The sequence below is a fragment of the Kingella pumchi genome, assembly GCF_022288825.1.
GTDB lineage: Bacteria > Pseudomonadota > Gammaproteobacteria > Burkholderiales > Neisseriaceae > Kingella_D > Kingella_D pumchi.
Genome location: NZ_JAKOOW010000032.1, coordinates 23,051 through 43,293, shown reverse-complemented (window position 1 = coordinate 43,293; position 20,243 = coordinate 23,051). Strand labels below are relative to the sequence as shown.

At 62.2% G+C, this 20,243-nt stretch carries 25 protein-coding genes; 19 read left to right on the top strand and 6 right to left on the bottom strand.

The window, feature by feature from the left end; genetic code table 11:
- Positions 1-66 precede the first annotated feature (66 nt).
- A complete protein-coding gene (locus tag MB824_RS08745) occupies positions 67-714 on the top strand; it encodes a hypothetical protein (protein WP_238748094.1) in 648 nt (215 codons plus the stop codon).
- Positions 715-786: 72 nt separating this feature from the next.
- Positions 787-1,431, top strand: a complete 645-nt coding sequence (gene grxB / locus MB824_RS08740) for a glutaredoxin 2 (RefSeq protein WP_238748093.1) — start codon at positions 787-789, stop codon at positions 1,429-1,431.
- A gap of 158 nt (positions 1,432-1,589) precedes the next feature.
- Here the strand turns inward: grxB and rpmE are convergent, their stop codons facing one another.
- Complete coding sequence (gene rpmE, locus MB824_RS08735) at positions 1,590-1,811, bottom strand: 50S ribosomal protein L31 (protein WP_238748092.1); 222 nt, start codon at positions 1,809-1,811, stop codon at positions 1,590-1,592.
- Positions 1,812-2,048: 237 nt separating this feature from the next.
- Here rpmE and lspA point away from each other — a divergent pair, with 237 nt between their 5' ends.
- The 4 genes from lspA (at position 2,049) to MB824_RS08715 (ending at position 5,690) form a co-directional block, all read left to right on the top strand.
- Complete coding sequence (lspA, locus tag MB824_RS08730) at positions 2,049-2,534, top strand: signal peptidase II (protein ID WP_238748091.1); 486 nt, start codon at positions 2,049-2,051, stop codon at positions 2,532-2,534.
- Positions 2,535-2,559: 25 nt separating this feature from the next.
- Entirely contained in the window at positions 2,560-3,495 is a 936-nt protein-coding gene (ispH, locus tag MB824_RS08725) for a 4-hydroxy-3-methylbut-2-enyl diphosphate reductase (protein WP_238748090.1), read from the top strand.
- A 113-nt stretch (positions 3,496-3,608) separates the two neighbouring features.
- On the top strand, positions 3,609-4,742 hold the full coding sequence (dnaJ, locus tag MB824_RS08720) for a molecular chaperone DnaJ (protein ID WP_238748089.1): 1,134 nt from the start codon (positions 3,609-3,611) through the stop codon (positions 4,740-4,742).
- A gap of 174 nt (positions 4,743-4,916) precedes the next feature.
- The gene (locus MB824_RS08715; protein ID WP_238748088.1) at positions 4,917-5,690 is read left to right on the top strand and encodes an NAD-dependent epimerase/dehydratase family protein; all 774 of its coding nucleotides are present in this window, start codon (positions 4,917-4,919) and stop codon (positions 5,688-5,690) included.
- Positions 5,691-5,816: 126 nt separating this feature from the next.
- Here MB824_RS08715 and MB824_RS08710 read toward each other — a convergent pair whose 3' ends face one another.
- On the bottom strand, positions 5,817-6,725 hold the full coding sequence (locus tag MB824_RS08710; RefSeq protein WP_238748087.1) for a LysR family transcriptional regulator: 909 nt from the start codon (positions 6,723-6,725) through the stop codon (positions 5,817-5,819).
- 120 nt (positions 6,726-6,845) lie between these two features.
- On the opposite strand from MB824_RS08710, the gene MB824_RS08705 reads away from it, so the two are divergent.
- The 4 genes from MB824_RS08705 (at position 6,846) to MB824_RS08690 (ending at position 10,145) form a co-directional block, all read left to right on the top strand.
- Complete coding sequence (locus tag MB824_RS08705; protein ID WP_238748086.1) at positions 6,846-7,247, top strand: DoxX family protein; 402 nt, start codon at positions 6,846-6,848, stop codon at positions 7,245-7,247.
- 10 nt (positions 7,248-7,257) lie between these two features.
- Complete coding sequence (locus MB824_RS08700) at positions 7,258-7,863, top strand: nitroreductase family protein (protein ID WP_238748085.1); 606 nt, start codon at positions 7,258-7,260, stop codon at positions 7,861-7,863.
- A gap of 171 nt (positions 7,864-8,034) precedes the next feature.
- The gene (locus MB824_RS08695) at positions 8,035-9,582 is read left to right on the top strand and encodes an ABC transporter permease (RefSeq protein ID WP_238748084.1); all 1,548 of its coding nucleotides are present in this window, start codon (positions 8,035-8,037) and stop codon (positions 9,580-9,582) included.
- Positions 9,583-9,662: 80 nt separating this feature from the next.
- Positions 9,663-10,145: a DUF2004 domain-containing protein gene (locus tag MB824_RS08690; RefSeq protein ID WP_238748083.1), complete on the top strand. Its 483-nt coding sequence runs from the start codon at positions 9,663-9,665 to the stop codon at positions 10,143-10,145.
- A 117-nt stretch (positions 10,146-10,262) separates the two neighbouring features.
- Here the strand turns inward: MB824_RS08690 and bioH are convergent, their stop codons facing one another.
- Entirely contained in the window at positions 10,263-11,033 is a 771-nt protein-coding gene (bioH, locus tag MB824_RS08685; protein ID WP_238748082.1) for a pimeloyl-ACP methyl ester esterase BioH, read from the bottom strand.
- Here bioH and MB824_RS08680 point away from each other — a divergent pair.
- From MB824_RS08680 to MB824_RS08650, 7 genes are all read left to right on the top strand, one after another.
- Positions 11,032-11,739: a ComF family protein gene (locus tag MB824_RS08680; protein WP_238748081.1), complete on the top strand. Its 708-nt coding sequence runs from the start codon at positions 11,032-11,034 to the stop codon at positions 11,737-11,739. The genes bioH and MB824_RS08680 overlap by 2 nt on opposite strands.
- Before the next feature lie 131 nt (positions 11,740-11,870).
- Entirely contained in the window at positions 11,871-12,335 is a 465-nt protein-coding gene (trmL, locus tag MB824_RS08675; protein ID WP_238748080.1) for a tRNA (uridine(34)/cytosine(34)/5-carboxymethylaminomethyluridine(34)-2'-O)-methyltransferase TrmL, read from the top strand.
- A 71-nt stretch (positions 12,336-12,406) separates the two neighbouring features.
- Entirely contained in the window at positions 12,407-13,222 is an 816-nt protein-coding gene (locus MB824_RS08670) for a septal ring lytic transglycosylase RlpA family protein (protein WP_238748079.1), read from the top strand.
- Between the two features lie 235 nt (positions 13,223-13,457).
- Complete coding sequence (gene ruvA, locus MB824_RS08665; RefSeq protein WP_238748077.1) at positions 13,458-14,042, top strand: Holliday junction branch migration protein RuvA; 585 nt, start codon at positions 13,458-13,460, stop codon at positions 14,040-14,042.
- 98 nt (positions 14,043-14,140) lie between these two features.
- The gene (gene yacG / locus MB824_RS08660) at positions 14,141-14,338 is read left to right on the top strand and encodes a DNA gyrase inhibitor YacG (RefSeq protein WP_238748076.1); all 198 of its coding nucleotides are present in this window, start codon (positions 14,141-14,143) and stop codon (positions 14,336-14,338) included.
- A gap of 9 nt (positions 14,339-14,347) precedes the next feature.
- Complete coding sequence (gene rnhB / locus MB824_RS08655) at positions 14,348-14,962, top strand: ribonuclease HII (RefSeq protein WP_238748075.1); 615 nt, start codon at positions 14,348-14,350, stop codon at positions 14,960-14,962.
- A 43-nt stretch (positions 14,963-15,005) separates the two neighbouring features.
- A complete protein-coding gene (locus tag MB824_RS08650) occupies positions 15,006-15,662 on the top strand; it encodes a class I SAM-dependent methyltransferase (RefSeq protein ID WP_238748074.1) in 657 nt (218 codons plus the stop codon).
- 392 nt (positions 15,663-16,054) lie between these two features.
- Here the strand turns inward: MB824_RS08650 and MB824_RS08645 are convergent, their stop codons facing one another.
- The 3 genes from MB824_RS08645 to MB824_RS08635 form a co-directional block, all read right to left on the bottom strand.
- Positions 16,055-16,924, bottom strand: a complete 870-nt coding sequence (locus MB824_RS08645) for a siderophore-interacting protein (RefSeq protein WP_238748073.1) — start codon at positions 16,922-16,924, stop codon at positions 16,055-16,057.
- An 85-nt stretch (positions 16,925-17,009) separates the two neighbouring features.
- Positions 17,010-17,705, bottom strand: a complete 696-nt coding sequence (locus tag MB824_RS08640; protein ID WP_238748072.1) for a hypothetical protein — start codon at positions 17,703-17,705, stop codon at positions 17,010-17,012.
- Positions 17,706-17,797: 92 nt separating this feature from the next.
- Positions 17,798-18,772 (bottom strand): alpha/beta hydrolase, encoded by a 975-nt coding sequence (locus MB824_RS08635; protein WP_238748071.1) that lies wholly within the window; start codon positions 18,770-18,772, stop codon positions 17,798-17,800.
- A gap of 174 nt (positions 18,773-18,946) precedes the next feature.
- On the opposite strand from MB824_RS08635, the gene MB824_RS08630 reads away from it, so the two are divergent.
- Both MB824_RS08630 and azu read left to right on the top strand, forming a co-directional pair.
- Complete coding sequence (locus MB824_RS08630; RefSeq protein ID WP_238748070.1) at positions 18,947-19,366, top strand: DciA family protein; 420 nt, start codon at positions 18,947-18,949, stop codon at positions 19,364-19,366.
- Between the two features lie 228 nt (positions 19,367-19,594).
- Positions 19,595-20,176, top strand: coding sequence for an azurin (gene azu / locus MB824_RS08625; RefSeq protein ID WP_238748068.1), 582 nt, complete (start codon positions 19,595-19,597; stop codon positions 20,174-20,176).
- Positions 20,177-20,243 lie beyond the last annotated feature (67 nt).

Sequence of the window (20,243 nt, the reverse complement as noted above, 5' to 3'; positions counted from 1 at the left end):
GCAATGTTCGTTTCAGGCAGCCTGAAAGCCGTTTTCAGGCTGCCTCCGATTAAGAGAAAACACCCGATGAAAAGACTACTCATCCCCCTGCTGCTTGCCGCCCTCAGCAGCAGCGCCGCCGCCCTCAGCCCCCGCGCGGGTACGGAAATCGAATGCCCCGTCGGCGGCGAAAAATTTTGGGCGCAGATGTACGACGACGTTCCCTACCAAATCTGCCCGGGCAACAAACTCGTCTTCAAAACCGACCGCTACGGCAAATTCACCCCGCAGGAGCTGGCGCGCTACCGCCGAATCGTCAACAGCCAAGCCTACCGCAGCCTGCCCAAAAATGCCGGCGACGAATACTATCTGGCCGCCTTTGCCGAACTTTCCGGCGAATACAGCGCCAGCCGGGTCGGCTATTTGTATTTTGAAGCCGCCAACGGCGCCGCAGATCTCAGCCGTACCGAAAAACAGCGTCTTTACGCCAAAGCCTTCCGCTATCTCAAACAGGCGTTGCGCGAAACCCACGACCCCATCGAGCTGAACAACACCCGCTACGCGCTGGCCAATATGTACCGCATCAGCGGCGACTTCGCCCAAGCCGGAAAAATACTGCAGCAGTTGCAAAAACAGCCCTTAAGTCCGCGCAACCGCAAGCAGCTGGAGTATGTTCTCGAGTCTGTCCGTCTCAAAGACCGGGGTCACATCCTCAGCGTATTCGACGGCAGATAGGCAGCCTGAAAATCCGTTTCAAAAGTTGAATGTCAACACGCCCTAGCCGTTCCATCCCCAAAAGGAGAAAGCATGAAACTCTATGTTTACGACCACTGTCCTTTCTGCGTCCGCGCCCGCATGGCCGCCGGTCTGCTCGGCAGCGAAGTCGAAACCCTGTACCTGCCCAATGACGACGAAGCCACGCCGATCAGCATGACCGGCGTTAAAGTGCTGCCCATCCTGCAAAAGCCCGATGGCAGCTTTATGGGTGAAAGCCTGGACATCGTGCGCTATTTCAACGAACAGGCCGGCGGCAAACTCGACGACAGCGTACGCCCCGAAGTCCAAGCCTGGTTCGACCGCATGCTCAAAGCCGTGCTGCCGCTGGTGTGGCCACGCGACATCCAACTGGGTCTGCCCGAATTTCCCAACGAAGCCGCCATCGCCTATTTCCGCGAGAAAAAAACCGCCGTTATCGGCGACTTTGACCGGCATCTGGCCGACACCCCGCAGCTGCTCGCCGGTATTGCCGCCGATTTGGCACAAATCGACGGTTTGATCCATTCTCCCGAATCCGTCGGCAGCCGCATCGGCATGGAAGACATTCTGGTTTTCCCGCTGCTGCGCAACCTGACCATGGTGCGCGGCCTGCAACTGCCGGCCAAAACCGCCGCCTATGTTGAAAACATGAGTAAAAAAAGCGGCGTGCCGCTGTTTGCCGAGCGCGCCGTTTAAGCCGGTTCAGGCAGCCTGAAAGCTGCCGACCGGACAATCCAAAACAAAAAGCAGCCTGAAAACCGGATTCCCGGTTTTCGGGCTGCGCGGCTTTCAGGCTGCGGCAAGAGAAAACCGCCGGCGGCCGAAGCTGCGGGCGGTTTTGGGCGTTTGCTGCTTTATACGTTGCGTTTGAACATATTGCCGTATTTCTGGTTGAATTTGTCCACGCGGCCGGCGGTATCGACGATTTTCTGTTTGCCGGTGTAAAAAGGATGGCATTGGGAGCAGACTTCGATGTTGAAGTCCTCTTTTTCCATGGTGGATTGGGTAGTGAATTTGTTGCCGCAGGAGCAGCTTACGTTCACTTCGTGGTAGTTCGGGTGGATGTTTTGTTTCATGGGGTTTCCTTTAGGGTTGCGGGCATAGGGAATGTGCCTATGCTTCAAGAAGCGGCGCATTATCCTGATTTCGGTGTCTTTTGGCAAGCAAAACCGCAGGATGGCCGCCGGATAGGCAGCGCAGATGGGGCGGTGGCGGACGGCTTTCAAGGGGGCGGCCGCGGCGGCGGGAATTGCAACGGGAATCTTTATAGTACAATCACGCCCTTTGAACGGAACCGAAGGCTGCCTGAAAGCATGAAAACCCTACCTTATTGGCTGCTGTCGCTGGCGGTGGTTGCCGCCGACCAAATCAGCAAATTCGCGGTGCTGGAGCGTTTTGCGCTGTACGAGCGGCTGAATGTGATCGACGGCTTTTTTGATCTGACGCTGGTTTACAATCCCGGCGCGGCGTTTAGCTTTCTCGCCAATATGGGCGGGGCGCAGCGCTATATTTTCGTGGTGCTGGCCTTTGCCATCAGCATCTGGCTGGGCTGGAACGTGGTCAAAGGCGGCTTCGGCCGCTTGGGCAACTGGGCGGCGGCGATGATTATCGGCGGCGCGATGGGTAATGTAATCGACCGCTTCCTGCACGGCCAGGTAGTCGATTTTCTGCTGTTTTACTGGCAGAACCACTATTACCCCGCGTTTAACGTGGCCGACAGCTTTATCTGCGTCGGCGCGTTTTTGCTGGTGTTGGAGAGTTTTGCGCAGGGGCGAAAAAACAAAGGGCAGGCAGCCTGAAAAGGCTCAGATACGGATTGCAGACATGGGCAACAAAACCATTATTCTGGCTAACCCGCGCGGCTTTTGCGCCGGCGTGGACCGGGCCATCAGCATAGTCGAAAAAGCGCTGGAAAAATTCGGCGCGCCGATTTATGTGCGCCATGAAGTGGTGCACAACAAATTCGTGGTGGACGGCCTGCGTGCCAAAGGTGCCATCTTTATCGAAGAGCTCAAAGATGTGCCGCCGGGGGCAACGCTGATTTATTCCGCCCACGGCGTTTCCAAAGCCGTGCAGGACGAAGCGGCCGAGCGCGGTTTCCGCGTGTTTGACGCCACCTGCCCGCTGGTTACCAAAGTGCACAAAGAAGTGGCGCGGCTCGATGAGCAGGGCTATCAGGTGATTATGATTGGCCACGCCGGTCATCCCGAAGTGGAAGGCACGATGGGGCAGCTGCCCGAAGGCGCGATTTTGCTGGTGGAAACCGTGGCCGATGTGGCCAAACTCGAAGTACGCAATCCCGACAAACTTGCCCATGTCAGCCAGACCACGCTGTCGGTGGACGAAACCCGCGACATCATCGCCGCCCTGCGCGAGCGTTTCCCCGCCATCAAAAGCCCGCACAAAGAAGACATCTGCTACGCCACCACCAACCGCCAGGAAGCGGTGAAAGCTCTGGCCGACGAATGCGACATCGTGATTGTGGTCGGCTCGCCCAATTCGTCCAATTCCAACCGCCTGCGCGAAGTGGCGGCGCTGCGCGGCGTTGAAGCCTATATGGTCGATAACGCCAGCTATCTGCAGCGCGAATGGTTCGACGGCAAAAAAAGCGTCGGCGTAACCGCCGGCGCGTCCGCCCCCGAAGTGCTGGTGCAGGAAGTGATCGACACCCTGAAATCATGGGGTGTGAGCGATTTGAAGCAGGGGCAGGGCACCGAAGAGAGCATTGTTTTCGTGCTGCCCAAAGAGTTTCGCGAATAAGGCACCCGCCGCCATCAAGGCAGCCTGAAAAAGCCTTTCAGGCTGCCTTGACTTTGCCTGCGCCGCCCCAATATCGGCGCCCATCTGTTATTTAACCCAATTTTAAACACACCATGAGCCAACAAGACTATTACGAAGCGCTCGGCGTTTCCCGCTCCGCCGGCGCCGACGAAATCAAAAAAGCCTACCGCAAGCTGGCGATGAAATACCATCCCGACCGCAATCCCGGCGACGCGGCGGCCGAAGAAAAATTCAAAGAAATCCAAAAAGCCTACGATGTTTTGTCCGACCCGCAGAAAAAATCCGCCTACGACCAGTTCGGCCACAGCGCCTTTGAAGCCGGCGGCGGCCAGGGCGGTTTTGAAGGCTTTGGCGGTTTCGGCGGCGCGCAGGGTTTTGACTTCAGCGACATCTTCAGCCAGATGTTCGGCGGCGGTGGCGGTCGCCAGCCCAGCTATCAGGGCGAAGACTTGCAGTACGGCATCGAAATTTCGCTGGAAGAAGCCGCTGCCGGCCTGAAAAAACAGATTACCGTGCCCAGCCACGAAGAATGCGGCGTCTGCCACGGTACCGGCGCCAAACCCGGCACCAGCGCCACCACCTGCCGCACCTGCCACGGCTCGGGCACCGTCCACGTGCGCCAGGCGATTTTCCAAATGCAGCAAACCTGTCCGACCTGCCACGGCTCGGGCAAGGAAATCAAAGACCCCTGCCTGCAGTGCCGTGGCGACGGCGTGGTGAAAAGCAGCAAAACCATCGACATCAGCATTCCCGCCGGCATCGACGACGGCCAGCGCATCCGCCTGACCGGCGAAGGCGAACCCGGCAGCCACGGCGCGCCCGCCGGCGATTTGTACGTCCACGTGCGTGTGCGGCCGCACAAAGTCTTCCACCGCGATCCCGAAAACCCCACCGACCTGCACTGCGAACTGCCGATCAGCTTCACCGTGGCCGCGCTCGGCGGCGAAGTGGAAGTGCCCACGCTCACCGGCAAAGTCAAACTCAACGTGCCCGCCGGCACCCAGGGCGGCAAACGCCTGCGGGTGAAAGGCAAAGGCGTCAAATCGGTGCGCGGCAACCATATTGGCGACCTGTACTGCCACATCGTTGTTGAAACACCGGTTAATCTGACCGACCGCCAAAAAGAGCTGCTCGAAGAATTCGAGCGCATCGCCACCGGCAGCGGTCACAACCAGCGCCCGCGCGAAAAAAGTTTTTGGGACAAGGTCAAAGACGTTTTCGACTAAACCCCGCCGCCACAAAGCAGCCTGAAAGCCGGTTTTCGGTTTTCAGGCTGCCTTTGCAAATGACTCAAAAGCAGCCTGAAAGTTCCCCGCATCCCATTCCCGCGCCGGCAGGCACCTTGCCCAAGCCGCTTTCAGGCTGCCTTTCTCCCTTTATTGCCCAGAGTATTGCCAACCATGAATCCGCCTTCTCCACCCGCCGGCGTGCTGCTTTTCGGCTTCGGCTTTGTCGGCCGGCCGCTGGCCGAACGCTTTTATCTGAGCGGCATCCCCGTGCGCGCGGTCAAGCGCCGCTGCGCTTCGGACGACGTCAATCTGCCGCTGGCCGTCGATTTCACCGATTTGTCGGCGCGGCCGTGGCAGCCTGAATGGGCGGATTTCCCAACGTGGATACTGCTGCTGCCGCCTTCGCAGCTGGCCGGCTATGCCGACGCGGTGGCGCATCTGGCCGACTGCGCCGACCGGCACGGCGTGCGCCATCTGCTGTTTGCATCCAGCATCAGCGTGTATGGCGACGAAGCGCGCCGCTGCGACGAAAACAGCAGCCTGAATCCGCAAACCGAGTCCGCCCGCCAGATCGCCGCCGCCGAACAAGCCTGCCTGGGCAGCGGCGTGGCGGCGGTGGACATTCTGCGCCTGGGCGGACTGTATGCCGCCGAGCGCCACCCGCTCGAGCGCCTGCTCGCACGCGGCGGCGCGATTGCCGGCGGTAACCGGCCGGCCAATATGCTGCACCGCGATGCGGCGGTGGACGCCTTTTTTCAGGCTGCCTTAAACCCCAACGGCCGGCGCATCCGCAATCTGGTCGAAACCCCGCATCCCAGCCGTAGGGACTTCTACACCGCCGAAGCCGCCAAACTCGGCCTGCCGCCGCCGCAGTTTGATCCGGCCGATGAGAGCGGCGGCAAAACCGTATTCAGCCTATACGCCGGCGAACCGTATGCGCCTTAGACTGCGGGCAGCCTGAAAAGGCTGCCCGCATTGGTTTTGCCGCGTCGGCAAACCTGCTTTCAGGCTGCCTTGAAATTGCCGCCGTTTGACTATCCCAAAGCAGCCTGAAAGCCGCAAATGGCGTTTTCAGGCTGCTTTTGCCCTTTGCGCGGCGGCGCCGGTTTTTTCGCACAGGAAATCGATGAAGCTGCGCACTTTGGCGCTGAGGAAGGTGCGGTTGGGGTAGGCGGCGTAGAGGGTGGCGGTGAGGATGTGCCAGTCGGACAGGATGCGCACGAGGCGGCCGCTTTCAAAGTCGCGGCGCACCGTCCATTCGGGCAGGTAGCCGATGCCGCAGCCGGCAAGCACCATCTGGTGCACCATCAGGGTGTTGTCGGCGCGTACGGGGGCGGCGGGGGCGAGGGTGAAGCTGTCGCCGCCGCGCGTGATGCGCACGCTATCCATGTCCACATAGCTGGGCAGAACGAAGTCGAGCCGCGCGGCCTGCTGCGGGGTGGCGGGGGTGCCGTGTGCAGCGAGGTAGTCGGGCGCGGCAGCGAGGTAGAAGCGGATGTCGGAGAGCGGGCGCACAATCAGGCTGGGCGGGAGATCGTCGGTGCTGACGCGCAGGGCGAGGTCGATGCCTTCGGCGATCAGGTCGGCCTTGCGGTTGTCGAGTATCAGGTCGAGGGAAACCTGCGGGTGGCGGCGGCGGTATTCGGCCAGCCAGCCGCTGAACACGGGGTTGGAGAACCACATGGGCATGGTGATTTTGAGACGGCCCTGCGGGGTGTCCGCGCCGCCGGCGGCGCGTTCGGCGGCGGTGTCGAGCGTTTCGAGGGCTTGGACGCAGCAGCGGTGGTATTGTTCGCCGGCTTCGGTGAGGTGCAGGTTGCGGCTGTTGCGTTGCAGCAGTTTGGCGCAGACCTGCTTTTCCAGATGGGAAACGTGCTTGCTGGCCATGGCGGTGGAGATGCCGAGCTTGTCGGCGGCGCGGGTGAAGCTGCCGCAGCGGATGACTTCGCGAAATACGCGCAGGCTGAACAGGGTGTCCATGTGTGTCTTTCGTTTCCTGTCGGGAAAGGTTGCGTCAATGCCGCGAGTATATATCTGCGGCGGGGCTTTATCTATAATGCCTGCTTTGTGATAATTGTTGTTATTTGAAAGGAAGTCCCCATGAACGCTTTGAACCGTTTCGCCCCCGCCGTGCTTTCCCTGCTGCGCATTGCTTCGGCCTATATGTTTATGCTGCACGGCACGGCCAAGTTTTTCTCTTTCCCCGTTTCGATGGGCGGCGGCTCGCCGTTGGGCATTTATCTGGCGGCGGCGATTTTGGAAGTGGGCGGCGGCTTGCTCTTGCTTTTGGGCTTGCTGACCCGTCCCGTTGCCTTTATTCTGTCCGGCCAGATGGCGGTGGCCTATTTTATGGCGCACGCTTCGCAGGGCAACGCGCTGTTCCCGATTGCCAACGGCGGCGAGTCGGCCGCGCTGTTCAGCTTCCTGTTTCTCTATTTTGCCGCAGCGGGCGGCGGTGCGTGGTCGCTGGACAATCTTTTGTGCAAATCCCGTTCCCAATAAGGAGTCCGATATGTCTTACCAAGCCCTGCAACAGGCGGCCGAAGCGCGCCGCTCGGTGTACGCCCTGAATAAAAACCTGCCGCTGCCTGCGGGCGAAGTGGCGGCGATTGTCGAGCACGCGGTGCGCCACACGCCCTCGTCTTTCAATTCGCAGTCCACCCGCGCGGTGGTGTTGTTTGGTGCGGAACACGAAAAACTGTGGCAGTTTGCCGAAGACGCGCTGCGCGCCGTCGTGCCCGCCGAGTCTTTCGAGCCGACGGCGCAGAAGCTGGCGATGTTTAAAGCCGCTGCTGGTTCGGTGCTGTTTTTTGAAGACCAGGACGTGGTAAAAGGCTTGCAGGAAAAATTCCCGCTTTATGCCGACAACTTCCCCGTATGGGCGGAACACGCCGACGCCATGCACCAGTATGCGGTGTGGACGACGCTGGCTGCCGCCGGTATCGGCGCCAATCTGCAGCACTACAATCCGCTGATTGATGCCGCCGTTGCCCGCGAATGGGGCATCCCCGCTTCGTGGATGCTGCGCGCGCAGCTGGTGTTCGGCGGTATCGCCGCGCCGGCAAGCGACAAAACCTTTGCGCCGCTGGATGGACGCTTTAAGGTGTTTGGCGCCTAATATCACGGCTTATACGCAAAGCGGCAGGCAGCCTGAAAATCTGGTTTAAAGGTTTTCAGGCTGCCTGTTTGCCGTTTTTCAGGCTGCTTGGACGGCGCAGCGTTTTCAGGCTGCCCGCCGCGGCGAAAACGGCTACAATCGGCCGCTGTCGCCCCCATCCGAAAGACTGCCATGCCGCCCAAGCTGCGTTCTGCCGCCGCCACCTTTGCGCTCACCCTGCTGCCTGCGGGCTTTTTGGCGCTGATGGTGGCGGCGCCGCTGTATTCGCTGCTCTCGTATCAGGAAGGTGTGCCGCTGTGGCGCGAAGTGGCGGGCGATGCCTATTACCGCCGCCGCCTGCTGTGGACGCTGCTGCAGGCGGCGGCCACCGTGCCGCTGACGATGATTATCGGCATCCCCGCCGCCTGGGTGCTGGCGCGGCTCAAGTTTCGCGGCCGCGCGCTGGTGCTGCGGCTGCTGATGCTGCCCTTCGTTACGCCGACGCTGGTGGCCGGCATCGGCGTGCTGGCGCTGTTCGGCAGCCACGGCGCGCTGTGGCCGGGCTGGGAAGACACGCCGTGGCTGCTGCTTTACGGCAATGTTTTTTTCAACCTGCCGGTGATGGTGCGGGCGGCCTATCAGGGGCTGCTGCAGGTGCCGGCCAACCGCCTGTATGCCGCGCAAACGCTGGGCGCCGGCGCCTGGCGGCAGTTTTGGCTCGTCGAGCGGCCGGTGCTGCTGCCCTGGCTGGCCGGCGGCGCCTGCATGGTGTTTCTCTACTGCTTTTCCGGCTTCGGGCTGGCGCTGCTTTTGGGCGGGCAGGACTACGCCACCATCGAAGTCGAAATCTACCAGCTTATCGCCTACCAGCTCGATATGGAACACGCCGCCGTGCTGGTGTGGCCGGTGCTGGCCGTCAGCGCGCTGGCCGGCGGCGGCTATGCGCTGGCCAGCCGCTGCAGCAGCGAAAACCGCGTCCGCCCGTGGCAGCCTGAAAGCGCCCGCGGCATCGGCCAGCACCTGCTGCAATGGGCGTCTTTGCTGCTGCTGGCGCTCTGCTGCGCCCTGCCGCTGGCGGCGGTGGCTTTTCAGGCTGCCCTGGCCGGCGCCGACGGCTGGCGTGTGCTGCTGGAAAAAGAAACGCTGGCCGCCGCCGCCAATACCCTGCGCTTTACCGCCGCCGCCGTCGCCCTGTCTGCCGTGCTCGGCGTGGCGCATGCCGCGCTGGCACGCCGGCTCGCCTGGGTGCGCGCGCTGACCTTTCTGCCGTTTATGGTGTCGCCGGTGTGCCTGTCTTTCGGCGTGCTGCTGCTGTATAACGACTGGGCGGCCGAATTGCCGATGCTGATCGCGCTTTATGCCCTGCTGGCCTATCCTTTCGTGACCAAAGACGTGCTCGCCGCCTGGGACGCGCTGCCGCAGGCCTATACCGACGCCGCCCGCGTGTACGGCGCCACGCCTTTTCAGGCTGCCAGCCGCGTTACCCTGCCGCTGCTGCTGCCCGCCCTGCGCCGCGGCCTGACGCTGGCGGCCGCCACCGGCATCGGCGAATTTGCCGCCACGCTGTTTTTGTCGCGCCCCGAATGGACAACGCTCACCACCCTGATTTACCAATATCTCAGCCGCCCCGGTGCCGAAAACCGCGCGCAGGCGCTGGTGCTGACGCTGGTGCTGATGCTGCTGGCCGCCGCCGTTTTCCTGCTGCTGGATGCCGCCGAAAGGCGCCGCCGCCGCACCTAAATTCCGTTCAGGCAGCCTGAAAACGGCTTTCAGGCTGCTTTTTCCCATTCCCATTCTCTACCCACCTTAAGGAGCAAAATATGCCCGCATTCAACCACCCCTATTTCGGCCTGCTCGATAGCGACGCCATTGAAGACGATGTCGATGTGCTGTGGGAGAGCGAAGCCGATGTTGCCGGCCGCAGCGTCGAAATTCAAATCTGGGCGCGGCAGGGCGCTGAAGCCGATGCCGCCGAGCTCGACCAGTTTGCCGAGCGCCTGCAAAACCTGGCCGAACTCGACCGCCGCGCCCGCGCCGCGCTGGTGCGGTATCTGCAAGACGATGGCGAATACATTAGCCTGCACCGCGAAGAAATGGACGGCGGCGACGCGCTGCCCGCCGAGCCTGCCGTCTTTGCCGATGCCATGACGCTGTACGGCATCGCCCTGTGGCACCAAGACCCCTTCGGCGAAGGCGATGCGCTGGTGCTCGACTATATGATCGACCCCGAGCGCAGCGACCAGATTCTCGCCGTGTCCTGCACCGCCGCCGGCGACATCACCGGCGTAAACTGGGAAAGCTGACGCCCCAAAAGGCAGCCTGAAAAGCACCAAACGGCTTTCAGGCTGCCTTAATCGTTTGAACAAACGTTAAAGCAGCCTGAAAATATCTTGCCGGCTTGGGTGTCGGTTAAACAGGTTTCAAACCGCCGCGCCGTTTGCCAGCGCCGCGCCGCTCTCAACGCCGGAAACAAAGCCTTCCACCAGCGCCGAAAAGCGCTCGGGATGGCTGAGAAACGGCGCGTGGGCGGCTTTGTCGAACACTTCCAGCCGCGCGGCAGGCAGTTTGGCGGCCAGATATTCGCCCATCCGCGGCGGGGTGATGGCGTCTTTGTTGCCGTAAACCAGCAGCACCGGCTTGCGGATATCCGCCAGCAGCGGCCGCGCGTCGGCCTGATTGACCGCGTCCAGCGCCTGCTGCAGCGCCGCGGGCGCGCCGTGGCGGACAACATCGGGCAGCACGGCGTCGATCATCGGCCGCGCGTCGGCGACGTTCAACAGCTGCAATTCAAGAAACTGGCGCATGTATTTCGGATAGTCTTCGCCAAACAGCGCCACCATGCGCTCGAACATGGTTTTGTGCACGCCCTCGGGATAGTCGGGCGCGGCGTGCAGCTTGGCAAACGACGCGCACAGCGTCAGGCTGCGGACTTTGTGCGGGTGGCGGGCGGCCAGATGCAGCGCCGTCAGCCCGCCGAGCGACCAGCCGAGAATATGCGCCGGCGCATCCAGCGACTGCGCCAGCGCGTCGGCGGCAGCTTCAACCGAAAACGCACCCTCCAGCGGCGCGTCGCCGTGGCCGGGCAGGTGGGGGGCGGCGGTTTCGCGCCGCGTAAAGTGCGGGCGCAGCAGGTCGAAAATCCGGCCGTTGGCGCCCCATCCGTGAATCATCAGCAAGGGGGAAGCGTTCATGTTGTCTTTCCTGTTTCCAAAGCGCTGCCTATTATGCCACGCCTTTCAGGCTGCCTCGCCACCCAAAGCGGGCTTGGACGGTCTGTGCGCGGGCTGCGCGGACGACTTGCGGCGGCTTTATTCCGATGCGGTCTCAGTATGCCCGCTGTGCGCCCTGCCCAGCGCGGCGGGCGCGGTGTGCGGTGCCTGCCAGAAACAGCTGCCGCCGCACGAAGGGCTGTGGGCGTCGCTGGCCTACCGTGCGCCGCTGGTGCAGATGGTGCACCAGTGGAAGCATCTGGGCGACAGCGCGATGCTGCGGCCGCTGGCGGCGCTGATGGCCGGCAACCCGCCGCCGTGGCTGAATGAAGCCGGCATCGATACGCTGCTGGCGATGCCCTTGAGCCGCGAGCGGCGGCTGTTTCGCGGCTTCAACCAAAGCGGCGAGCTGGCAGCGGCGCTCGGCGGCCGTTTCAGGCTGCTGGTGGCGGCGCAGGATGCGGTATCGCGCCGCCACCGGCCGCCGCAGAGCACGCTGCCGCGCGACGAGCGCCGCCGCAATGTGCGCGGTATTTTTCAGGCTGCCCCGTCGGAGTTGGCGGGAAAAAAAGTGTTGCTGATCGACGATGTGATGACCACCGGCGCGAGCGTGGCAGAACTCGGGCGCAGCCTGCGCCGCGCGGGGGCTGCGGCGGTTTTCGTGTGGATTCTGGCGCGAAATCAATAGGGTAATTTGGCAAAAAATATTTGACGTGCGGGCACGCTTTGCGGCATAGTTCGCTGGTTTTTTTGTTAGGAAAAGTGCAAAACACTTTATAAATCATAACAATAAAAACTATCGTTTGTTTTTTCAGATTTATGTTCGACGTCGTCCTCTACCAGCCCGAAATTCCGCAAAATACCGGCAACATCATCCGCCTGTGCGCCAATACCGGCTGCAGGCTGCATTTGGTGAAGCCGCTCGGTTTTCCGCTCGACAGCGCCAAGATGCGCCGCGCCGGGCTCGATTACCGCGAATTTGCCGAGCTGGCGGTGCACGAAAGTTTTGCCGACTGCCTGGCCGCCCTTTGCGGCCGCCGCATTTTCGCGCTGACCACCAAAGGGCAGAGCCGGCCGGATCGCACGGCTTTTCAGGCCGGCGACGTTTTTGTCTTCGGTTCGGAAAGCCGCGGGCTGCCGGCCGAAATTCTCGACACGCTGGCGGCGGAGCAGAAAATCCGCCTGCCGATGATGCCCGAGAACCGCAGCATGAATCTGTCGAACACCGTTGCCGTTACCGTTTTCGAAGCGTGGCGGCAACTCGGCTACGCCGGTTCCGTCTAGCGGGAGTTCCCGCAGGCAGCCTGAAACCGGCCGCGCCACCCACCCCTCCAACTCAAGAACTGGACTTCGTTTTGACCCAACTTAAAAATACTTTTTTCACCACCCTCACCGTTATGATGGCTTTGGGCAGCCTGAGTTCCTGCGCCTCCAAAACCCAAGCCCCGCAAGGCAGCGCCAAAAAGGCCGCCGCCCGCACCGTTTACAAAGCGCCGCAAAACGCGGAAAAACTGCATCCCACCGCCAATTTGAGCTACAAAGTGGCCGGCCGGCGCTACTATCCCCAAGCCCACGTCAAGAATTTCGTCCAAACCGGCCGTGCCTCGTGGTACGGCCCCGGTTTCCACGGCAGGAAAACTTCCAGCGGCGAGCGTTTCAACATGAACCAGCTGACCGCCGCCCATCCCACCCTGCCGATTCCCAGCTACGCCAGAGTCACCAATTTGGCCAACGGCAAAAGCGTGATTGTGCGCATCAACGACCGCGGCCCCTTCCACGGCAACCGCGCCATCGACCTTTCCAAAGCCGCCGCCTCCCAACTGGGCTTTCTGAAAAGCGGCACCGCCCAAGTGCGCATCGAGCAGGTGCCCTCGCCCAAACGCAACAACACGCCGGCCACCATCGTCGCCCAGCAGCAGCCCGACGACAGCACCGGCAAGGTTTACGGCAGCGGCAACGAGCTGTATGTCAGCCTGCGCACCTTCGCCGACAAAGCCGAAGCCCAGGCTTTTCAAGAGCTGACCGCTAGCCGCCTGAGCGCCGCCAAGCTGGAGCAGACCGCTTCGCTGGTGGAAGACAAAAGCGGCTACATCGTCCGCGTCGGCCCCTTCGCCGAGCAGCGCAAAGCCGACGAAATGCACAGCCGCCTGAGCCGCCAAAACGTGATTTAAGCCTTTTTCAGGCTGCCTGCAAGGCAAACGCCCGCACCGCAACGGTGCGGGTTTTTATTTGCCTGTTATCCGGCTGCGAACAGGACTTTCAGGCTGCTTTTACCGGATTCGGGCAGCCTGAAAGCTGCGGCGGCGGCAAAACGCCGTATAATCCGCCGTCCGCGCCGCCTGCCGCTTCAGGCAGCCTGAAACGACAGACAGCGCGTTTTTTTTTCACACTTTTCCCCATCCGCCCATGATCAGCAGACTCTCCGGCACGCTGTTGGAAAAACAGCCGCCGCAAATCGTGATAGACGTCCACGGCGTCGGCTATGAAGTCGATGTTTCCATGCAAACCCTTTACAGCCTGCCCGCTATCGGCAGCACGGTGCAGCTTTACACCCAGCTGATTGTGCGCGAAGACGCGCATCTGCTGTTCGGTTTTGCCGAACGCGACGAGCGCGCCGCCTTCCGCCAGCTGCTGAAAGTAAGCGGCATCGGCGCCAAAACCGCGCTCGGCATCCTGTCGGCGATGAGCGTGGCCGAGCTGGCGCAGGCGGTGGCGCAGGAAGACGTGAAACGGCTGTCGTCCGCGCCCGGCATCGGCAAGAAAACCGCCGAGCGTATGGTGTTGGAATTGCGCGGCAAACTGGCCGGCGGCGACGGCCTGCCCGCTGTGGCCGCGGCAGCCGAAGGTGGCAGCGAAGACGTAGTCGGCGCGCTGCTGGCGCTGGGCTACAGCGAGCGCGAAGCCCGCGCCGCCGCCAAAGACCTGCCCGCCGGCACCGAAACCGGCGAAGGCGTGCGGCTGGCGCTGCGCAAGCTGCTGAAAAGCCAGTAACCGCCGTTTGTTATGGTTTTCAGGCTGCCCGCGCCGCCGGCAAAGGCAGCCTGAAAACCCCGTTTTGCCGCCTTTCAGGCTGCTTTTAAGGAACCCCGATGAGCGAAACCCCTTCCGTGCGCACCGTCGCCTGCCCCACCTGCCGCCGTCCGGTGGCGTGGACGGCCGAGAGCCGCTACCGCCCGTTTTGCAGCGAACGCTGCCGCCTGATCGACTTGGGCGCGTGGGCGGACGAGCGGCACGTTGTGCCCTGTGCCGACGACGATCCCGATTTCGACGGCCTGCCGCCGCATTGAAAGCGCACCATGAACGCAACCGATTTTGCCGTTTCCCCCAGCCATGCCGGCGTCGATGAAGCCGGCCGTGGCCCGCTGGCCGGCAGCGTGTTTGCCGCCGCCGTTATCCTGCCCGCCGCTTACGATCTGCCCGGGCTGGCCGACTCGAAAAAGCTCAGCGAAAAACAGCGCGACCGCCTGGCCGCCGCCATCAAAGAGCAGGCAACGGCCTGGAGCATCGCCAGCGCGAATGTGGCGGAAATACTCGAACTCAACATCCTGCACGCCACCATGCTCGCCATGCGCCGCGCGGTGGCCGGCCTGGGGCGGCAGCCTGAAAAAGTGTGGATAGACGGCAACCGCGTGCCGCCGGATTTGGCGGTGCCGGCGCAGGCGGTGGTGAAAGGCGACGGCAAAATCGCCGTGGTTTCCGCCGCCAGCGTGCTGGCCAAAACCGCGCGCGACGCCGAAATGTACGCGCTGGCGCAGCGCCACCCCGAATACGGCTTCGAGCGCCACAAAGGCTACGGCACCGCCGAACACCTGGCCGCGCTGCGCCGCCACGGCGCCCTGCCCGAACACCGCGCCGCCTTCGCCCCCGTGCGCGAAGTACTGGCACAGGGGCAGCTGTTTGGCGACAGTTAAACGCTGTATGATTCGCATTTCCGTCAAACATAAAGAGTCTGCCATGTCCCATTTCCGCCACGAAGACGCCGAACAATACGACCAGCGCATCAGTTTCGTTCTGCCCGGCCACGAGCTGCTGCACCAAAGCAGCGCCGCGCTGCTCGCCACCCTGCTGCCTGACGACGCCCGCATTTTGGTGGTAGGCGCCGGCACCGGTGCCGACGTGCTGGCGCTGCACCGCCAGAATCCGAGCTGGCATTTCACCTGCGTCGAGCCGCTGGAAGCGATGCTGGAGCAGGCGCGCGCGAAAACCGCCCACATCGTCAATCTGCATTTTCATCTGGGCTTTCTCGCCGAGCTGCCGCCCACCGAGCCTTTCGACGCCGTGCTCTGCCAGCTGGTGTCGCACTTTATTCCCGAGCGCGCCGCCAAGGGCGAATTGCTGGCGCAAATCGCCGCGCGGCTGAAACCGCAAGGCTGGCTGGTGCAGACCGACGTGGTGGAAAGCGACGAAATGCCGGCGCTGACCCAATTTGCCTTGGCCAAAGGCATGCCGCCCGAAGCCGCGCCGAGAATCGCCCAACGCTTTGCCGAAGACATCCACCCCCTAAGCGCCGAAGACTTCGAGCGCCTGGCCGGCGAAAACGGCTTTGCCGTGCGCAAACACTATTTCCGCAGCCTGACCGTTTCCGGCTGGCTGCTGCAGCGGCAGAACTAAGTGCCGCGCCAGCCCCGCCGCCAAACAAAAGCAGCCTGAAAGCCGTTTGCAATGGTTTTCAGGCTGCTTTGCGTGCGGGGTAGGGCGAATGCCATGCACCGTTTTGCATCGGTTTGCTGTTTGGGTGCGCGGAGCGTCCCTGCGGCTGACAGCGTAAGGCAAAAGCAGCCTGAAACCGCTTAAAACGGCTTTCAGGCTGCTTTTTATGTTTGCCGTTTCCGTAGGGTGCGCACCGCGCACCGGCTATCCGGTTGGGTTGCTTTGGTGCGCGGGGCGCACCCTACGGTTGTTGTGTTCGAAAGGGGGAAAACGACGTCGTACATCGGGCTTTCAGGCTGCTTTGCGTGTTTGCCGTTTCAGGCTGCCGGCAAGGTGGCAGGCAGCCTGAAAGTTTAATCTTCGCTGTCCAAAAAGTCGTGGCGTTTGTTGTGGTAGGACTCTTCGTTTTCGCCGTGGTGCCAGTAGGGGACGGCGTAGCAGCGGGCGGCGGGCAGCGACCAGTCGCGGCGGGCGCTGTGGCGCAGTTCGGCCACCATGCCGGCTTCGCCGGCGATCCAGACGAAGGTGTCGCTGTCTGCGGCGGGGCGCAGGCTGCGGAAGCGTTCGATCAGCGGCGCGGCCTGTTCCATGCCGCCGAAAAAGGTGTGCAGGCGCACGGCTTCGGGCAGCGGCAGCGCGGGCAGGTCGGCCTTTTCGGGCAGCCACAGCAGCACGTCGCCGGCGGCAGTTGCGGGCATGTCTTCAATCATCGAGCCGATGGCGGGCAGCGCCGACAAATCGCCGGCAAACAGGTAGCGGGCGGCGGGTTTGAGCATCGGCGAGGGGCCAGCGGGGGCGGAAACGCCGAGGGTTTGGCCGGCGGCGGCGTTGCGGGCGAAATCGGCGGCGGGGCCGGCGTCGCTGTGCAGGACGAAATCAATGCTGATGGTGCAGGCGTCGCGGTCGTAGCCGCGCAGGGTGTAGGTGCGGCCGATGGGGCGGGTGGATTTGTCTGCCCATTTGGGCCCCTGCGGCGTGGCTTCGGGCAGCACCGGCACTTCCTGGCCGGGCAGCGGCAGCAGCAGTTTGATGTGGGCGCCGTTGCAGACAAAGGGGTAGTCGGCCAAATCGGGGCTGTGAAAAACGATGCGCCGCAGGTTGGGGCTCAAATCCTGGTGGCTGAGCACGCGGATGTGGCGGGCGCGTTTGGGATTGGGGGCGGTCATGGTCGGAATCGGGATGGTGTGGTGGTTCGGATGCGGCGCGGCAGTCTGAAACGGCAAAACGCCGCGGCAAAGAGTTTTCAGGCTGCCTGTAATCCGCGCTGTTTGGCGCGGGCAACAGGCAGCCTGAAAGGTGCAAGCGGGTTTATTTCACGAAGCGGGCGTCGGCCTTGAAGGGCGCGCTGCTGGTGGGCTTGGCGGTGTAAAAGCGGGTGAAGGTGCTGTCGAGCTTGGTATGGATGTGTTTGCCGTCGACGGTGGCTTCGGCTTCGAGTTTCACGCCGCCGCCGCTGGCTTCGCCTTTTTTCATGTTCGGCAGCTCAAGCTCGCGGATGCGCAGCACGGGGTTTTCGACTTTGGCTTCTTTGCTCATCAGCTGTTTGCCGACCGGACGGATTTTGTCTTCGGCGCTGTGCGGGGCGGAGCCGCCGTCATCGTCCACCACGCCGATGTTCAGCAGGCGGGCATGGGCGATGTCGGCCTTACCTTTGACTACCGGCACGCCGATGAAGAGCTTGATGCCGCGGTGCACATAGGCGGTTTCGCGCCATTGGGTCTGGCCTTCTTTGGGCGGTTTGGTTTCGGCGGTAACAGAATAGGTACGACCCATCACCATGATTTTGTAGCCGGGGATTTTTTGTTTGCCCAGGCCGTCGGTGATGTCGTCCACCAGCTCGGGGGCGGAGAAGTCTTTGTTGGCGAGCACGCGGGCGGAGGTTTCGGCCAGATAGGCGGGTTTGCCGTCGATGCTCAGGGTTTGCTCGTGGCCGAAATCGGCCGCGGCGGCGGGCAGGGCGGCGGCGCCGAAAGCGGCGGCCAGCAGCAGGGCGGTTTTTTTCATGGTTTTGCCTTTCGTTAAAAGCGGTTGGGGGAAGAGCGGTTTTCAGGCTGCTTGGGTTTCAGGCAGCCTGAAAACCATAAAAACAATAAATATCAGGGCTGAGGCCGGCAGGTGTCATCGGCCTTGCAGCGGGCAAACAGCCATTTAAGGTTGTCGTTAATCGCCGGCAGCAGCACGGTGGCGTGGGTTTCCTGCGGATAGAGTTTCCATTCGCTGTGCAAAACCTGCGGCGGCACGGCGGAGAGCTCTTGGGCGATGTGGCGGGCGTCGCGCACCATGCCGCGTTTTTCCAAAAGCTCTTTGCGCGCGGCTTCCTGCGGCATCCACGGCACCAGCGTCTGCTCGTATTCGCCGACGGTAATGCGCAGCCCCAGCGGCGCGCGGCCGGCGGTTTGTTTTTTCAGCTTGGCGGCGTTTTTGACAAAGGGCGGGATGTTTTCAAGAATGCGGCGCTGGTTCCACCACACCGAAGGGCTGGCGGCCAGGTAGTTGTTGAAACTGCCGGGGTGGACGAGCAGGCTGTAGAGCGTAAACAGGCCGCCGTAGGAGTGCCCCATCAGCCATTGCTGGCTGCGGTTTACCGGATAGCGGGCGGCGATTTCGTCGCGCAGCCGGCCGGTGAGAAAACGGTGGAAATGCTCGCCGCCGCCAAAGCGCTTGCTCATGCGGTCGCCGCTTTGCGCGTAATCGGCCGAGGGCGGCGTGTAGTCTTCGGCACGGGCGGCGAAATCAAAAAGTTCGCCGTTGGGATAGCCGACGCCGACAATCAAGAGCGGCACGGCATTGTTCTCTTCTGCCCGCATCACCATGTTTTGTGCGGCGCCGGTAACCATCGGAAACAGCGCGTCGCCGTCGAGCACATACAGCACCGGATAGCCGCTTGCCGGCGCTTTGCCCACCGCCGCCACTTGGATGCGGTATTCGCGCTTTAGGCCGGCACTGTCGCGCAAGATAAATTCCTGCGCGCCCACTTGGGCGGCGGGATGGCTTTCAGGCTGCGCCGCCGGCGCGGCAAAGGGCAGCAGCAATAGGGCGGCGGCAAGGTATTTTTTCAAAGGTGAAGTCATGGTGTGTGCGGGTCGGCCAAAGCAGCCTGAAAAACAAACAGCACGGCATTCTGCAACAAATGCAAAAGATTATCAAGATTTGGCAGTTTTGCGTTAGCCGCGCGCTTTCAGGCTGCCTGCCGCGCAATCGGCTATAATTTGCCGGCATTGTTTTATTCAGTAGGGGTTTGTTTCATGCATCTTGACCGACTCGCCGGCCGCGATGCCCACCTGCGCGGGCTGCTGCATGCCGCGCGCCATTGGCAGCAGCTCGATGCGCTGTTCAAAAGCCTTCTGCCGGCCAATGTTGCCGCGCACTGCCATGCTGTTTGTGTGCGCGAAGGCAGCCTGGTGGTTTATGCCGACAGCGCGATGGCGGCGGCGCGGCTGAAAATGCTCGCCGGCAGCCTGCTGGCCGGCTTGCAGCAGGCCGATGCCGGCATCAGCGGGCTGAGCATCAAGGCGCGGCCGCAGCCTGCCGCCGCCGCGCCGGAAAAGGACTTTCACATCAGCGAGCAGGCGTTGGACTGCTTCGAGCGCACTGCCGGCGAGCTGGCGCACCATCCCGAGCTGGCCGCCGCCATGCGCGCGCTGGCCGAACGCCACCGCCGCTGAACTGCCGTTTCAGGCTGCCTGAAACGGCTTTTTGGTTAAACCAAAACAACGCCGCCCGCGGCACGAAATCCGCTAAAAACCGCCGCCAAGCCGGCGATAATTTACATCCTTTTACGCATTCCCGCATAAAACCTGATAATGGCTTTCAAAAAAGAGCGCATAATACGCGCTTTGCCGTTTCGCCCTTTGGCTTCCCATTCTTTTCTTTACCGTTTTAAGGAGTTTGTTATGAAATATTACATGAGCCTGATTGCCGCCGCTGCCCTGGCCTTGAGCGCCTGTGGCGACAACAAGCCCGCCGAACAGCCCGCCGCGCCGCCGGCGCAGGAAACCGTGGCTTCCGAAGCCGCGCCCGCATCTGATGCGCCTGCCAGCAAAGCTGCGTCCGCTCCTGCCAGCGAAGCCGCCGCTCCGGCTGCCGGCGAGTGCGCCACCGTGGTGGAAAGCAACGACGCCATGCAGTACAACGTGAAAGAACTCAACGTTAAAGCCTCGTGCAAAGAGTTCACCGTTACCCTGAAGCACACCGGTTCCGCCAAGAAAGCGGCGATGGGCCACAACATCGTAATCGCCAAAACCGCCGACGTATCCGAAATTCTCAAAGGCGCCAACGAAGCCGGTGCCGACAAAGACTACCTGCAGGCCGACGACCCGCGCATCCTTGCCCATAGCGGCATGATCGGCGGCGGCGAAGAAACCACGCTGAAGCTCGACACTTCCAAGCTGAGCAAAGACGGCGACTATGAATTCTTCTGCTCCTTCCCCGGCCACGAAGGCGTGATGAAAGGCAGCGTGAAGCTGGTGGACTAATCCCCGCATCCGAACCCAAGGCAGCCTGAAAAGCCCGCGCGGCGTTTTCAGGCTGCCTTTTTGCGCT

Bases quoted from the DNA above. Each gene is read 5' to 3' on its own strand.
- MB824_RS08635 (WP_238748071.1), bottom strand. From the start codon at position 18,772: ATGACTTCACCTTTGAAAAAATACCTTGCCGCCGCCCTATTGCTGCTG.
- MB824_RS08695 (WP_238748084.1), top strand. From the start codon at position 8,035: ATGCCGCCCAAGCTGCGTTCTGCCGCCGCCACCTTTGCGCTCACCCTG.
- dnaJ (WP_238748089.1), top strand. From the start codon at position 3,609: ATGAGCCAACAAGACTATTACGAAGCGCTCGGCGTTTCCCGCTCCGCC.
- rpmE (WP_238748092.1), bottom strand. From the start codon at position 1,811: ATGAAACAAAACATCCACCCGAACTACCACGAAGTGAACGTAAGCTGC.
- rnhB (WP_238748075.1), top strand. From the start codon at position 14,348: ATGAACGCAACCGATTTTGCCGTTTCCCCCAGCCATGCCGGCGTCGAT.
- MB824_RS08680 (WP_238748081.1), top strand. From the start codon at position 11,032: ATGTTGTCTTTCCTGTTTCCAAAGCGCTGCCTATTATGCCACGCCTTT.
- MB824_RS08715 (WP_238748088.1), top strand. From the start codon at position 4,917: ATGAATCCGCCTTCTCCACCCGCCGGCGTGCTGCTTTTCGGCTTCGGC.
- MB824_RS08650 (WP_238748074.1), top strand. From the start codon at position 15,006: ATGTCCCATTTCCGCCACGAAGACGCCGAACAATACGACCAGCGCATC.
- grxB (WP_238748093.1), top strand. From the start codon at position 787: ATGAAACTCTATGTTTACGACCACTGTCCTTTCTGCGTCCGCGCCCGC.
- yacG (WP_238748076.1), top strand. From the start codon at position 14,141: ATGAGCGAAACCCCTTCCGTGCGCACCGTCGCCTGCCCCACCTGCCGC.
- bioH (WP_238748082.1), bottom strand. From the start codon at position 11,033: ATGAACGCTTCCCCCTTGCTGATGATTCACGGATGGGGCGCCAACGGC.
- MB824_RS08630 (WP_238748070.1), top strand. From the start codon at position 18,947: ATGCATCTTGACCGACTCGCCGGCCGCGATGCCCACCTGCGCGGGCTG.
- trmL (WP_238748080.1), top strand. From the start codon at position 11,871: ATGTTCGACGTCGTCCTCTACCAGCCCGAAATTCCGCAAAATACCGGC.
- MB824_RS08690 (WP_238748083.1), top strand. From the start codon at position 9,663: ATGCCCGCATTCAACCACCCCTATTTCGGCCTGCTCGATAGCGACGCC.
- MB824_RS08700 (WP_238748085.1), top strand. From the start codon at position 7,258: ATGTCTTACCAAGCCCTGCAACAGGCGGCCGAAGCGCGCCGCTCGGTG.
- azu (WP_238748068.1), top strand. From the start codon at position 19,595: ATGAAATATTACATGAGCCTGATTGCCGCCGCTGCCCTGGCCTTGAGC.
- MB824_RS08640 (WP_238748072.1), bottom strand. From the start codon at position 17,705: ATGAAAAAAACCGCCCTGCTGCTGGCCGCCGCTTTCGGCGCCGCCGCC.
- lspA (WP_238748091.1), top strand. From the start codon at position 2,049: ATGAAAACCCTACCTTATTGGCTGCTGTCGCTGGCGGTGGTTGCCGCC.
- MB824_RS08745 (WP_238748094.1), top strand. From the start codon at position 67: ATGAAAAGACTACTCATCCCCCTGCTGCTTGCCGCCCTCAGCAGCAGC.
- ispH (WP_238748090.1), top strand. From the start codon at position 2,560: ATGGGCAACAAAACCATTATTCTGGCTAACCCGCGCGGCTTTTGCGCC.
- ruvA (WP_238748077.1), top strand. From the start codon at position 13,458: ATGATCAGCAGACTCTCCGGCACGCTGTTGGAAAAACAGCCGCCGCAA.
- MB824_RS08710 (WP_238748087.1), bottom strand. From the start codon at position 6,725: ATGGACACCCTGTTCAGCCTGCGCGTATTTCGCGAAGTCATCCGCTGC.
- MB824_RS08705 (WP_238748086.1), top strand. From the start codon at position 6,846: ATGAACGCTTTGAACCGTTTCGCCCCCGCCGTGCTTTCCCTGCTGCGC.